This is a genomic window from Bordetella sp. H567, assembly GCF_001704295.1.
Taxonomy (GTDB): domain Bacteria; phylum Pseudomonadota; class Gammaproteobacteria; order Burkholderiales; family Burkholderiaceae_B; genus Bordetella_C.
The window spans coordinates 1801932-1814931 of sequence record NZ_CP012334.1 but is presented as its reverse complement, the minus strand read 5'-3'; the positions used below and the strand labels follow the sequence as shown (position 1 = coordinate 1814931).

Below are 13000 nucleotides of genomic sequence, written 5' to 3'. Positions count from 1 at the left end.
CCGGCACCGCGCGGCCCGCGGGCAATCAACGTACGGCGCACTTTTCGACCAGGCGCATGTCCGGATCGCGTCCCAGGCCCGGCCCGCGCGGCACCGCCACGCGAGCGCCCGATGCCAGCACGGCGTCGCCCAGCGGGTTCTGGTCTATCGTGCAGTAGCAATATTCCAGCTCGATCTCTTCGTCCAGCGCCGCGAGCACGTGCACGGTGGCCAGCAAGCCCGGGCCGACATAAGGCGAATGCGGCGCCAGGGCCACGCCATGCTCGCGCGCCAGCCGAGCGATGCGCATCAGCTCGGAGATGCCGCCCACCTTGGTGGCGCTGGGCTGGGCGTAGTCCACGGCGCCCGCTTCGAACATGGCCTTGAATTCCAGGTAGCCGGCCGCGTTTTCCCCGGCGGCCGTCGGCACAGGGGCTTCCCGGCGCACGCGCGCCAGGCTGGCATGGTCCTCGGGCGGGAAAACCGGTTCTTCCAGCCAGTGCAGGTCCAGGTCTTTCATCAGGCGCGCCATGGAAATCGCTTCGTCCGCGGTCCAGGGGCAATTGGTGTCGACCGTCAGCTTGATGCCGGGGCCGATGGCCGCCCGCGCCCGCCGGACCTGCTCCACGCCGATCTCGTGCAGCTTGATCGTGGTGTAGCCCTCGGCCACGGCACGCGCGGCATTGCGCGCCACGACGTCCGGGTCGGTATAGCGCATCAGGCTGGCATAGGCCGGCACGCTGTCGCGGCGGCGGCCGCCCAGCAGTTCGGCAAGGGATTTTCCGGCAGCCTTGCCGGCCAGGTCCCACAAGGCAATGTCCAGCCCCGACAGCGCGTACATGACCGGGCCGGAACGGCCCAACAGATGGAACTTGCGCGCCAGGTCATTCATGAGGCCGGCGATGTCCCTTTCATCCCGGCCCACGGCCATGGGCGAGACCAGCGCCTCGATGGCGGCCTTGGTGGCCGGCCACACGGCGAAGCCGAAGGCTTCGCCCCATCCCACCAGCCCCTGGTCCGTTTCCACCCGTATGAGCAGCATTTCCATTTCGCGGGGCTTGCCCGCCAGCAGCGGCTTGGGGCCGCCGATCTCGAATGGCATGGAAAGGGGGATGGCGGAAATGGAACGTATCGTCATAGGCTTTTTTCACGGATGGCCGGCCAGGCGCGCTGCAGGTAGTACAGCATCGACCACACCGTCAGGACGGCCGCAACCAGGATCAGGATATCGCCCAGTATCCGCGTGCTGACGCCGTGGACGGGCTGGTAGTACAGCAGGCAAGGGATGGCCACCATCTGCGCCGCCGTTTTGAACTTGCCCAGGCGGTGCACCGCCACGCTGGCGCTGGCGCCTATCTTGGCCATCCACTCGCGCAAGGCGGAAATGGTGATTTCGCGGCCGATGATGATCAGGGATATGAAAGCATCGACGCGTCCCAGGTCCAGCAGCACGATCAAGGCGGCGCTGACCATCAGCTTGTCCGCCACCGGGTCCAGGAAGGCGCCGAAGGCCGAGGTCTGGTTCCATTTGCGGGCCAGCCAGCCGTCGAACCAGTCTGTCAGCGCCGCGATGATGAAGGCGGCGGCGGCGAGCATATCCCGGTTGGACTCCGCCAGCCAGCTGGCCGGCAGATAGAAAAGCCCGACGACCAGCGGGATCATGGCGATACGAAGCCACGTCAGGATGATGGGAACGTTGATAGGCATGATGACGCGTATGCTACATCAGGCCGCGACTCGGGGCTGTCATCATCGCGGACAGCCCCGCGCCGGATGCCGGCAGGGCCGGTCAATGCAAGGCATCGTAGATGCGCTCGGCCAGCTCCTGGGAGATGCCGTCGACCGACGCCAGGTCCTCGATACTGGCGCGCGATACCCCCGAAAACCCGCCAAACCGCGCCAGCAGGCGTTGCCGCCGGCGCGCGCCGACGCCCTCGATTTCCTCCAGCCGGGACACGTTGCGGGCCTTGGCCCGCTTGGCCCGCATGCCGGTGATGGCGAAGCGGTGCGCCTCGTCACGGATCTGCGCGATCAGCATCAGCGCGGCGGACTCCGGGCCCAGGGCAACGGGCGGGCGCGCGTCGGCGAAGACCAGCGTTTCCAGGCCGACCTTGCGGCCCTCTCCCTTGGCCACCCCAACCAGGACATGCACGTCCAGGCCCAGTTCGGCGAAGACCTGGCGGGCGATCTCCACCTGCCCCTTGCCGCCGTCGATGAGCACCAGGCCGGGCAGCGGCGCTTCGCCGTCGGCCACCTTGGCGAAGCGGCGGGTCAGCACCTGCCGCATCGCCGCGTAGTCGTCGCCCGGCGTGATGCCGGCGATGTTGTAGCGCCGGTACAGCGAGGGCTGCATTTCGTGGTGCTCGAATACCACGCACGAGGCCTGCGTGGCTTCCCCGGCGGTATGGCTGATATCGAAGCATTCGATGCGCAGGCTGTCCAGCGCCGCCTCGTCGGTTTCCAGCTCCAGCGTTTCGGCCAGCGCGAGCGTGCGCGCGGCGCGCGCGCCGGATTCGGTCAGCGCCCGCGCCAGCGCCATTTCGGCATTGCGCGTCGCCTGTTCCAGCCAGGAACGGCGCACGCCTTGCGGCCGCGTCAGCACGCGGCTGCGCGTCCCGGCCTGTTCGGCCAGCAGCGCGATCAGCGCTTCATCCGGCAAGGCATGCGAGCAGACCAGCGTGGGCGGCAGGGGGTTGTCCGTATAGTGCTGGCCGATGAAGGCTTCCAATACGTCCGCCGCCGCCTCGCCTTCCGCATGCGCGGGAAAGAAGGCCTTGTCGCCCAGGTGGCGGCCGCCCCGCACCATGGCCAGGTTGACGCACACGCGCCCTCCCGCAACAGCCACCGCGATGATGTCGCAGTCTTCGCCGCCCATGTCTTCCATGGTCTGCTGGTGCAGCACGCGCGCCAGCGAACCCATCTGGTCGCGCAGCGCGGCGGCGGCTTCGAATTCGAGCGCCTCGGACGCGCGCAGCATGCGGGCCTCGATATCCTGCATGACTTCCTTGGCCTGGCCGTTCAGGAAGCGCCCTGCCCGCGCCACGTCATTGGCGTAGTCTTCGGCCTGCACCGCGCCCACGCAGGGCGCGGAACAGCGGCCGATCTGATGCAGCAGACAGGGGCGCGAGCGGTTGGCGAAGACGGTGTCTTCGCAGGTACGCAGGCGAAAGACCTTCTGCAGGATCTGGATGGTTTCCCGCACCGCCCAGGCATTGGGGAAAGGCCCGAAGAACTGGCCCGGCTTGTTCGTGGAGCCCCGGTAATACGCGATGCGCGGCCAGGGGTGCGCCGTGATGAGCAAGTACGGGTAGGACTTGTCGTCCCGGAACAGGATGTTGTAGCGCGGCCGCAGGCTCTTGATCAGGTTGTTTTCCAGGATCAGCGCCTCGGCCTCAGAACGCGTGACGGTGACCTCCACCTGCGCCACCTTGCCCACCATCTGCGCGATGCGCGGGCTGGTCAGCGTCTTCTGGAAATACGAAGACACGCGCTTCTTCAGGTCGCGCGCCTTGCCGACGTACATGACTTCGCCGTTGGCATCGATATGCCGGTAGACGCCCGGCAGATGCGGCAGGTCAGCCAGGAAGGATTTGAGATTGAAGGCTTCGGGCATGCTGGTAACGGCGGTCGGCCTGCAGGTCATTCCAGTCCGCGGACGGGTAGCGCGGCATCAGGCGGCGGATGCGTTCGATGGATTCGGGGTCTGAAACGTGGATCAGGCGGTCGAGCAATTCGTCGGCCAGGTCCGGGCGGTTGCACACCAGCACCATATCGCATCCGGCGCCCAGGGCGGCCTGGGCGCGCGCGAGGATGTCGCCGGCGACCGAGGCGCCTTCCATGGTCAGGTCATCGGAAAACACCACGCCATCGTAGCCCATGCGGCGGCGCAGGATATCCTGGATCCAGCGGCGCGAGAAACCGGCCGGCTTGTCGTCCACCTTGGGATAAATCACGTGGGCCGGCATGACGGACGGCAGGACGAGATCGCCCAGCCAGCCATAGGGGGCCGAGTCCTCGCGCAGGACGCGCTCCAGGCTGCGCGGGTCCACCGGGATCTCGTGGTGCGAATCGGCGCTGACGAAGCCGTGTCCCGGGAAATGCTTGCCACAGGCCGCCATGCCGGCCAGCCCCAATCCCTGGATGAGCGCGCGCGCCAGCATGGCGACCACGCGCGGGTCCCGATGAAAGGCGCGATCGCCGATGACCTTGCTGACGCCGTAGTCCAGGTCCAGCACCGGCGTGAAGCTCAGGTCCACGCCGCAGGCGCGCAGCTCCGCGGCCAGGACGTAGCCGGATTCCGTCGCCAGGCGCATCGCATGCAGGGGATCCTGGTCCCATATCCGTCCCAGGCCGCGCATCGGCGGCAAGGGCGTAAAACCGTCCGTACGGAAGCGCTGGACGCGGCCGCCTTCATGGTCCACCGCGATCAGCAGCGGTTCCTCGCGCACCTTGTGGATGCGCGCGGTCAGTTCGCACAGCGTCTGCCTGTCCTGGAAGTTGCGGGCGAACAGGATGACGCCGCCCACCAGGGGATGGCGCAGGCGCTTCTTTTCTTCCTTGGTGAGCACCGGCCCGGCCACGTCGACCATGACAGGACCGGGTGGCAGCGATTTATCCTTTTTGCGTGGCATGGAGATCTCTTTGAATGTCCGGCGGAGCAATGCCGGGGTTTTTACGAAATGCCGCCCTGCGTGCCATCCGGGGCGCCTGCGTTCGCCCATCGATCGGGGCGGCGTTCGACGATCCGTTCACGGCGCGGTCGCAGGCGACCCGTTCACGGCGCGATTGCGGTCCATCCTTTCACGGCGCCCGGCGCTCCACGATCACGTATGCCGCGGCCATATCGGTCTCGTCGGTCAGGGATACATGAGCCGCGCCATAGCGCGGCTCATACCAGGCCTGCAGTTCCGGCGACAGGACCAGGACGGGCCGCCCGCCAGGCGCGTTCAGCGTCTGCACGCGCCGCCATGCCATCGGCATGCGCATGCCCAGTCCGATGGCCTTGGAGAACGCTTCCTTGACGGCGAAGCGGGTGGCCAGGAAACGCACTCCGCGGCGCGGGTCGCGCGCGCGGCGCGCATGGAATTTGGCCAGTTCCTGCTCGCCCAGTATTTTCTCGGCGAACCGGTCGCCGTGGCGCTGCAGCGCACGCTCGATGCGGTCGATGCGGACCAGGTCCAGGCCTATGCCGGCGATCGCCGACGCCGCGACGGATGAAGGAGATAAGGGCTGGGCTGTCTGCATGGAGGAGGATGCGGGCGGGAGGATGCGTGGGACCGGCGCGGGGCGGCAGGATGCGGGCGGTCAGCGCGCGGCGCGCGCCTGCACCATCAAGGCCTTCATGTCGCGTACGGCCTTTTCCCAGCCGTCGAAGATGGCGCGCGCGACGATCGCATGGCCTATGTTCAATTCCGCGATCCCGTCCAGCGCGGCGACGGGCTGGACATTGCCGTAGTGCAAGCCATGGCCGGCATTGACCTGCAAGCCATGGCGCAGCCCTTCCGCCACGGCGCGCTGGATGCGCTGCAGCTCGGCCGCGGCGGCCGCGCCGTCCGCTTCCGCATAGGCACCGGTATGCAACTCGATCACGCGGGCGCCGCTGCGCGCCGCGGCGGCGATCTGCGCGGCGTCGGGATCGATGAACAGGGATACCCGGATACCGGCAGCGTGCAGCTGCGACACCGCGTCGGTGACCGCCGCCAGCGCGCCGGCCACGTCCAGCCCGCCCTCCGTGGTCAGCTCCGTGCGCTTTTCGGGGACCAGGCAAACATCCTGCGGGCGTACCGCGCAGGCGATGTCGAGCATTTCGCGCGTGATCGCGCATTCCAGGTTCATGCGAGTGCGCAGCAGCGGCCGCAGCCGGTGCACATCCGCATCCTGGATATGGCGCCGGTCTTCGCGCAAATGCAGGGTGATCAAGTCAGCGCCGGCGTCCTCGGCGCGCAGCGCCGCCTGGACGGGATCGGGGTAATCGGTATGCCGCTGCTGGCGCAGCGTCGCTACGTGGTCGATATTTACGCCTAGGTCTATCATCGCGTCGCATGTCGTCTGGGTTCCGGCGCACCGCCCCATCCATACGGGGCGGCCGGAAACGGAACAGGACGATATTATCGCGCCGCGCCTGCCGCGGCCCCCTATTCCTCGGTAGCCAGGTCACCGACGAACACGTAGCCCATGCCATGCACCGTATGCAGCGGCAGGCGTTCGCCGCTTTCGTGCACCTTCTTGCGCAGGCGGCTGATGGCCACGTTGACCGAGCGCAGATTGGTCGCGGTCATGAATTCGCTCATCGCAGCGCGGGACAACTCCCGCTTGGGGCTTTCGAGCAGGCAGATGAAGCAGGCGCGCTCCGTGCCGGTCAGGTGTATGCGCTTGCCGGCGGGCGTGATCAGCACCCAGCCCTGGTACAGGATGCGCCAGGGTTCACGGGCCGGCATGAGCCGCGCGACCCCATCCCCGCCGGGGGTACCGGCGGCTTGCATGGCCAGGCTGCGCAGCGCATAGCCGGCGGTACGCGCGCCCGGCGCCGCGCCCAGCAGCCCGGCGATCTCCGTGGAACCGACCAGGCCGACGGCATTCGGTGGCGCGGGGGGACGGGCGGACGGGATCGTGGCGGCAGTGGCGCCCGCAGCGCCTGCCGGCCGCGCGGCACCGGCGGCGGCCGCGGCACCGGAAGGACCAGAAGAACCAGCCCCAGAAGCGCCCGCGGCACCCATTCTGGCAACAGCACCGTGGCCGCCCGCGGCGGCGAGCGCGGCTGGCGTGGCGGCCGGGGCGAGCGACGCCGCCCCCGCGATCGCGGCACCGGCGGTCCGTCGGCGCTGGCGCCCGGCGCGCCGGGCCTGGGCCCGCAATAGCGCGGCCAGCTCGGTGGCTTCGTAGCGGCGATCCAGGCACAGGTGGGCGCCTGCCTGCAGTGCGCTCAGCCGCGTCTGCTGCGCCGCGTCGGGCGCCTGCAGCAGGATGCCCGCGCCATAGTGTGCGCTCAGGCGGGGCAGGACGGCTTCGACAACCTGGCCGACCGGCGCGCTGGCGCCCACCAGCACCAAGTCCGGATCACGCAGGTCCAGCCACTGGAAAAGGCCGGCCGCATCGCGGCAGCCATGGACATGAAAGCCCAGCCGCGCGAGCAGATGCACGGTGCGATTGCGGGTATCGTCGTCCGGCTCCCACAGTGCGAGCGACAGCGGCGTATTCTCGGTTGCGTTGCACGATTCCATGACATTCCACAAGGTTGCGATGGATGATCAATGTGCAGCGAAAGCTACCATCGTGATTTCTTCCGCATCCGGATCGGATGCCAATTCAGACCAATCCCCTGCCGGAGATCGCCATGCCGCCGCGATCGCCGCCGTCGCTCGGTCCACGCGGGATCAAGGCCGATGAATATCGTGCGTGATGAAGCGTTGGCCTTTCCCAGGCAGGTCCAGCAGCCCCGGCCGGGCCAGGGCGGCGCGGATGTCGGTCAGGCCGGACGACCAATGATCGCGCATGGCTTCGGTGCCGAACTCGTAGTCCTTGGAATGCCGTTCGTAGTTCTTCGAGTCGTAGATCAGGTTGACCACGTTGATCGCGGGAATCAGCGCATCGCGCCGGATTTCCGCCAGTTCGGGCGCGTTGCGCCTGTCCGGCGGCAGCAGCGCCAGCAGCCGTTGGAGATCCTCGCGCAGCTTGATGTTGCGCTTGAGGTTATCGGTCACCAGCCGCGTGCGGCTGGAATACTGGATGTCCTTGCGGCGCTCCTCGACCTCTTCCATGTTGCTGGGCAACGGGCCGCGCGCCGGCCAGAGGTCCAGCTGGAAAACCAGCGTATCGCGCATGGGACTGTCCGAGAGGACGTAATACAGCGGCGTGTTCGACACCAGGCCGCCGTCCCAATAGTATTCGCCGTCGATCTCGATGGGCGGAAACCCGGGCGGCAGCGCGCCCGATGCCATGATGTGATGCGGCGTCAGTTCGCCCTGCGTGGTGTCGAAATAGGAAAAATTGCCAGTGCGCACGTTGACGGCGCCGAAACTGGCGCGCATCGCCCCGCTGTTCAGCAGCTTGAAATCGACGTAGGTGCGCAGCGTCTCCAGCAACGGCGTCGTGTCGTAGTAACTGGTGGCGGCGATCCCTTGCTGCCAGAACGGCGGCGGGATCCGGGGCTTGAAGAACCCGGGCTGGCCAGTCGTAAGGGCCGCGGCCGCCGCCAGTTGGCCGTTCATCCACTCACCCCAGGGAAAACCTTCGTAGCCATAGGGACGGCAGATGGCTTCCCAGAACCCGCGCAGGCGTTCGACGCGCTCGTCCTCCGGGGAGCCGGCGATGATGGCGGCATTGATAGAGCCGATCGAAATGCCCGCCACCCAGTCCGGCCGCAAGCCATGCTCGTGCAGGCCTTCGTAGACACCGGCCTGGTAGGAGCCCAGCGCACCGCCCCCCTGCAGTACCAGCGCCACCGTGCCATATGCACACTTGCCTTCACTGGCGCGCTTCACTGTGTGCCCTCCTGTCGAGGCGCGACTGCCCTTCCAAGGGAGGGCGCGCGCCCTTCGGGCGGCCGGGCGGGCGCGCTGGATATTGTGCCCTCCTGTCGCTGCGCGACCGCCTCCCCGAGGGAGGGCGCGCGCCCTTCGGGCGGCCGGGCGGGCGCGCTGGATATTGTGCCCTCCTGTCGCTGCGCGACCGCCTCCCCGAGGGAGGGCGCGCGCCCTTCGGGCGGCCGGGCGGGCGCGCGGCTCATCCCAGGAGCAAAGCGTCGTCGGCGAGTTTTTCGCCGCGTACACGCTCGAACATGGCCAGGAGGTCCGGCACGGTCAATCCGCGGCGTTCTTCGCCTGCCACATCCAGCACCACCTGGCCCTGATGCAGCATGACGGTACGATCGCCGACTTCCAGCGCCTGGCGCATGCTGTGCGTGACCATGAGCGTGGTGAGCCGGCTTTCCGCGACGATGCGCGCCGTCAGGCCGAGCACGAAATCGGCGGTGCGTGGATCCAGCGCCGCCGTGTGTTCGTCCAGCAGCAGCAGGCGCGAGGGCTGCAAGGCCGCCATGAGCAGGCTGACCGCCTGCCGCTGCCCGCCTGACAGCAGCCCGATGCGGTCGCCCAGGCGGTTTTCCAGGCCCAGCCCCAGCGTGGCCAGGCGTTCGCGGAAGACGCCGCGCATGGCCGCCTTGACCGCGTGGCGCAGGCCGCGGCGGTTGCCGCGCGCCTGGGCCAGGGCCATGTTTTCCTCGATGGTCAGGTCCTCGCACGTGCCGGCCATGGGGTCCTGGAACACGCGGGCAATATGTTCGGCGCGACGCCAGGACGGCTGGCTCGTCATGTCCACGCCGTCGATTTCGATACGACCGGCGTCGATGGCCTGGTCGCCCGACACCGCGTTCAGGAAGGTCGATTTGCCGGCGCCGTTGGAGCCGATGACGGTAACGAACTGGCCCGTGGGGATGTGCAGCGACAAGCCGCGCAGCGCCCGTGTCTCGATGGGCGTGCCGGGATTGAAGGTAATGTGCAGATCGTGCGCGCTTAACATGTCAGTTTTCCATCACCCCGCGTGCCACTCGCTACGCGTGAAACAGGTCTACCCCCTTGGGGAACAACGCGGATCCGGCTCCGCCGGTCCGCCAGCGCCACCCGTTGAGAGGGAAGCGCGCAGCGCTTCGGGGGGTGGGCTTCATCACACCATACGTCGCATGCAACAGGTGCACCTCGATCCGGGACGCCGCGGATCCGGCTTCGCCGGTCCGCCAGCGTCGCCCCCCTTGAGGGGGGAAGCGCGCAGCGCTTCGGGGGGTGTGTTTCCTTCCCGGGGTGGGTTTCCATTCACACTCCCTGCGCCGCGCGGCGGCGGCGGCGCAAGCGCGGAATGACGAGCGCGATGGTCACCAGCACCGCCGTCACCAGGTTCAGGTCCTGGGCCTGCAGGCCGATGAAATCGGTATTCAAGGCCAGCGTGACGAAGAAGCGGTACACGATGGCGCCCAGTATGACCGCCAGCGTGGCCAGCGCGATGCGCCGTGCCGGCAGCAGGCTTTCGCCGACGATGACCGCGGCCAGGCCGATGACGATGGTGCCCAGGCCCATCGAAATATCGGCGCCGCCCTGGGCCTGCGCGAACAGGGCGCCGGCCAGCGCCACCAGGGCATTGGACAGCGCCATGCCGCCCAGCACCATGCGGCCGGTGTTCACGCCCTGCGCACGCGCCATGCGCGGATTGGCGCCCGTGGCCCGCAGGGCCAGCCCGCGCTCCGTGGAAAGGAACCAGTCCAGCAGCAGCTTGCAGACGATCACCACGGCCAGCAGGACCAGCGGCCGCGCGATGTAATCGCTCAGCCAGGCGGGCTGCAGCATCGTGAATACCGTGGCTTCGGTAATGAGCGGGACGTTGGGCCGTCCCATCACGCGCAGGTTAATCGAATACAGCGCGATCATCACCAGGATACTGGCCAGCAGGTCCATGATGCGCAGTTTGACATTCAGCCAGCCGGTCAGCCACCCGGCCGCGGCGCCGGCGACGATGGCGCAGGCGGTCGCGGCGAAGGGATTGATACCGGCGGAAATCAGGGTGGCGGCCACCGCGGCACCCAGGGGGAAACTGCCGTCAACCGTCAGGTCGGGAAAACGCAGCAGGCGGAAGGAAATCAGCACGCCCAGGGCGACCAGGCTGAAGACCAGACCGACCTCCAGCGCGCCCAGCAATGAGAAAAGGGACATCGTCGCGGCAGCTTGCTTACTTGATGACCTGTGCGGCCGACTTGATCAGCGCTTCCGGCAGCGCCACGCCTTGCGCCTGGGCGGCGGCCGGGTTCAGCGTGAGCTTCACCGTGGTGACCGTGGCCGAGGGAATCGCCCCGGGCTTGTCGCCCTTGAGTATCCGGGCCACGACGTCGCCCACCTGCTTGCCCAACTGGTAATAGTCCACGCCCTGCGCGGCGATGGCGCCTCGCTTGACACTGTCGTTGTCCGCCGCAACCAGCGGAATCTTGGCGTCGTTGCCGACCTTCACGAGCGATTCGTAGGCGGCGACGACGTTGTTGTCCGTGCTGGTATAGATGACGTCCACCTTGCCGATCAGGCTGCGCGCGGCGGCGGCCACATCGACCGTGCGCGGCGCGGCCGCTTCCACCAGGCTCATGCCGGCCTTGGGCAGCAATTCCTGCATCTGCTTGACCACCACGACGGAATTCGCTTCGCCGGGGTTGTACACCATGCCGACGCGCTTGGCGTTCGGCACGATCTTGCGGATCAGATCGATCTGGCGGCTGACGTCCAGCGCATCGGAAACGCCCGTGACATTGGTGCCGGAGGCCTCCATGGACGGTACCAACTGCGCGGCCACGGGATCCGTCACGGCCGCATAGACGACCGGGATTTCCTTGGTGGCGGCCACCACGGCCTGCGCGGCCGGCGTGGCGATGGCGACGATGGCGTCCGGATGATCGCCGACGAACTTGCGCGCGATCTGCGCGGCCGTGCCGGTATTGCCCTGCGCGCTCTGGTACTGCCACTTCAGGTTCTTGGCGGCATCGTAGCCCTTGGCCTTCAGCGCATCCTTGACGCCATCGCGCACGGCATCCAGCGCGGGATGCTCGACGATTGCGATGACGGCCACCGATTTCTGCCCGGCGGGCGCGGCCTGCGCCGGTCCGCCGGAATGCAGCGCGGCGGCCAGCGCGAACGCGGCGGCGGCCGCTTGTACGGCGGATATTGTCCTAGACATAAAAGCAGGCTCCTCGACCTTGGAAAACGCCAGGGGCGGGCACAGTGGGCCGCGCCGATGCGGCGGACCGTCGGCATGCCGCCCGTCCCCAAAAATGCATAGTCTAACTTGGCGGCGTGAAGCGCCACGCGCGGGAAATCCCTGAACGTTCACGCAAGTGCCTGATATCGCCTTTCGGCCGATATACTTGGATGAAAGAATCAAAGCGAGAAGAAGAAAAATCCGATGCCTTGCCGGGCATTTGTCTGACAAGCATTACAACCATGGATGAGAGCGACTGACCATGCAACAACGTCAATTGGGCCGTTCCGGCCTCTCGGTGCCCCCCCTCGCCTTCGGCGGCAATGTATTCGGCTGGACCGTCGGCGAAGCAGACGCTTTTTCCCTGCTGGACGCCATGGTGGATGCGGGCCTGAATTTCATCGACACCGCGGACGTCTATTCGCGCTGGGCCTCCGGCAACCGGGGCGGCGAGTCCGAGGTCATCATCGGCAAATGGCTGGCCAAGTCCGGCAAGCGGGACAAGGTCGTCATCGCGACCAAGGTAGGCATGGAAATGGGACCCGGCGCGCAAGGCCTGTCGCCCGCGTATATCGCGCGCGCCGTGGAAGATTCGCTGGCCCGGCTGCAGACGGACTACATCGACCTGTACCAGTCGCATCGCGATGACCCCGATACGCCGCTGACCGATACGCTGACGGCCTACGGCAAGCTGCGCGACCAAGGCAAGATACGCGCCATCGGCGCTTCCAACTACACCGCCGCGCGCTTGTCCGAAGCGCTGATCCTGAGCGAGCGCAACGGCCTGCCGCGCTATGAGTCCATCCAGCCCGAGTACAACCTGTACAGCCGCGAACCGTACGAAAACGGCTTGCAGGCCGTGGTCACGGCGCAGGGGCTGGGCACCATCAACTATTACGCCCTGGCCAGCGGCTTCCTGTCCGGCAAATACCGGACGGCGGCCGATGCCGGCAAGAGCGTGCGCGGCAAGAAAATCGTCGAGAACTATCTGAACGAGCGCGGGCTGCGCATCCTGGCCGCGCTGGACCAGGGCGCGGAAGCGACCAGCGCGACGCCGGCACAGGTGGCACTGGCCTGGACGATCGCACAGCCGGGTATCACCGCGCCCATTGCCAGCGCCACGTCGCTCGCCCAGCTGGACGACCTGGTCAAGGCCGCCTACCTGACGCTGCCGCCGGAGATCCTGCGCAAGCTGGACGAGGCCAGTGCCTGGCGCTGACGCCGGTCGCGGTATCGGAGCCCCGCACCGGCAAGAACGGTAGCGGGGCCGCGCCATTGCCGCGGCGGGTCCAGGGCC

12 protein-coding genes are annotated in these 13000 nt (G+C 67.6%); 1 reads left to right on the top strand and 11 read right to left on the bottom strand.

Annotated elements, in window-relative coordinates; translation table 11 throughout:
* Nucleotides 1-25 precede the first annotated feature (25 nt).
* From AKI39_RS08245 to AKI39_RS08195, 11 genes are all read right to left on the bottom strand, one after another.
* On the bottom strand, nucleotides 26-1117 hold the full coding sequence (locus tag AKI39_RS08245) for a mandelate racemase/muconate lactonizing enzyme family protein (protein WP_066634386.1): 1092 nt from the start codon (nucleotides 1115-1117) through the stop codon (nucleotides 26-28).
* Nucleotides 1114-1686, bottom strand: coding sequence for a CDP-diacylglycerol--glycerol-3-phosphate 3-phosphatidyltransferase (gene pgsA, locus AKI39_RS08240; RefSeq protein ID WP_066634384.1), 573 nt, complete (start codon nucleotides 1684-1686; stop codon nucleotides 1114-1116). Before pgsA ends, AKI39_RS08245 begins: the two co-directional genes overlap by 4 nt.
* 82 nt (nucleotides 1687-1768) lie before the next feature.
* On the bottom strand, nucleotides 1769-3592 hold the full coding sequence (uvrC, locus tag AKI39_RS08235; RefSeq protein ID WP_066634383.1) for an excinuclease ABC subunit UvrC: 1824 nt from the start codon (nucleotides 3590-3592) through the stop codon (nucleotides 1769-1771).
* Nucleotides 3555-4610: a beta-N-acetylhexosaminidase gene (nagZ, locus tag AKI39_RS08230; RefSeq protein ID WP_066634381.1), complete on the bottom strand. Its 1056-nt coding sequence runs from the start codon at nucleotides 4608-4610 to the stop codon at nucleotides 3555-3557. The genes uvrC and nagZ overlap by 38 nt, the downstream gene beginning before the upstream one ends.
* 169 nt (nucleotides 4611-4779) lie before the next feature.
* Entirely contained in the window at nucleotides 4780-5223 is a 444-nt protein-coding gene (gene acpS / locus AKI39_RS08225; RefSeq protein WP_066634380.1) for a holo-ACP synthase, read from the bottom strand.
* A 60-nt stretch (nucleotides 5224-5283) separates the two neighbouring features.
* A complete protein-coding gene (locus tag AKI39_RS08220) occupies nucleotides 5284-6012 on the bottom strand; it encodes a pyridoxine 5'-phosphate synthase (RefSeq protein ID WP_066634379.1) in 729 nt (242 codons plus the stop codon).
* 101 nt (nucleotides 6013-6113) lie between these two features.
* The gene (locus tag AKI39_RS26260; RefSeq protein ID WP_443103253.1) at nucleotides 6114-7199 is read right to left on the bottom strand and encodes a response regulator transcription factor; all 1086 of its coding nucleotides are present in this window, start codon (nucleotides 7197-7199) and stop codon (nucleotides 6114-6116) included.
* Nucleotides 7200-7352: 153 nt separating this feature from the next.
* Nucleotides 7353-8459 carry a patatin-like phospholipase family protein gene (locus AKI39_RS08210; protein WP_066634378.1) on the bottom strand — a complete coding sequence of 369 codons (1107 nt, stop codon included), beginning with the start codon at nucleotides 8457-8459 and terminating at the stop codon, nucleotides 7353-7355.
* 241 nt (nucleotides 8460-8700) lie between these two features.
* Nucleotides 8701-9495, bottom strand: coding sequence for an ABC transporter ATP-binding protein (locus AKI39_RS08205; protein ID WP_066634377.1), 795 nt, complete (start codon nucleotides 9493-9495; stop codon nucleotides 8701-8703).
* 290 nt (nucleotides 9496-9785) lie between these two features.
* On the bottom strand, nucleotides 9786-10676 hold the full coding sequence (locus tag AKI39_RS08200) for an ABC transporter permease (protein WP_066634375.1): 891 nt from the start codon (nucleotides 10674-10676) through the stop codon (nucleotides 9786-9788).
* Between the two features lie 16 nt (nucleotides 10677-10692).
* Nucleotides 10693-11682 (bottom strand): ABC transporter substrate-binding protein, encoded by a 990-nt coding sequence (locus AKI39_RS08195; RefSeq protein WP_066634374.1) that lies wholly within the window; start codon nucleotides 11680-11682, stop codon nucleotides 10693-10695.
* Nucleotides 11683-11965: 283 nt separating this feature from the next.
* Between AKI39_RS08195 and AKI39_RS08190 the strand changes: the two genes are divergently transcribed.
* A complete protein-coding gene (locus AKI39_RS08190; protein ID WP_066634373.1) occupies nucleotides 11966-12922 on the top strand; it encodes an aldo/keto reductase in 957 nt (318 codons plus the stop codon).
* Nucleotides 12923-13000: the final 78 nt, after the last annotated feature.

Excerpts from the sequence above, each read along its gene's own strand:
- AKI39_RS08245 (WP_066634386.1), bottom strand. The coding sequence starts at position 1,117 with ATGACGATACGTTCCATTTCCGCCATCCCCCTTTCCATGCCATTCGAG.
- pgsA (WP_066634384.1), bottom strand. The coding sequence starts at position 1,686 with ATGCCTATCAACGTTCCCATCATCCTGACGTGGCTTCGTATCGCCATG.
- uvrC (WP_066634383.1), bottom strand. The coding sequence starts at position 3,592 with ATGCCCGAAGCCTTCAATCTCAAATCCTTCCTGGCTGACCTGCCGCAT.
- nagZ (WP_066634381.1), bottom strand. The coding sequence starts at position 4,610 with ATGCCACGCAAAAAGGATAAATCGCTGCCACCCGGTCCTGTCATGGTC.
- acpS (WP_066634380.1), bottom strand. The coding sequence starts at position 5,223 with ATGCAGACAGCCCAGCCCTTATCTCCTTCATCCGTCGCGGCGTCGGCG.
- AKI39_RS08220 (WP_066634379.1), bottom strand. The coding sequence starts at position 6,012 with ATGATAGACCTAGGCGTAAATATCGACCACGTAGCGACGCTGCGCCAG.
- AKI39_RS26260 (WP_443103253.1), bottom strand. The coding sequence starts at position 7,199 with ATGGAATCGTGCAACGCAACCGAGAATACGCCGCTGTCGCTCGCACTG.
- AKI39_RS08205 (WP_066634377.1), bottom strand. The coding sequence starts at position 9,495 with ATGTTAAGCGCGCACGATCTGCACATTACCTTCAATCCCGGCACGCCC.
- AKI39_RS08200 (WP_066634375.1), bottom strand. The coding sequence starts at position 10,676 with ATGTCCCTTTTCTCATTGCTGGGCGCGCTGGAGGTCGGTCTGGTCTTC.
- AKI39_RS08195 (WP_066634374.1), bottom strand. The coding sequence starts at position 11,682 with ATGTCTAGGACAATATCCGCCGTACAAGCGGCCGCCGCCGCGTTCGCG.
- AKI39_RS08190 (WP_066634373.1), top strand. The coding sequence starts at position 11,966 with ATGCAACAACGTCAATTGGGCCGTTCCGGCCTCTCGGTGCCCCCCCTC.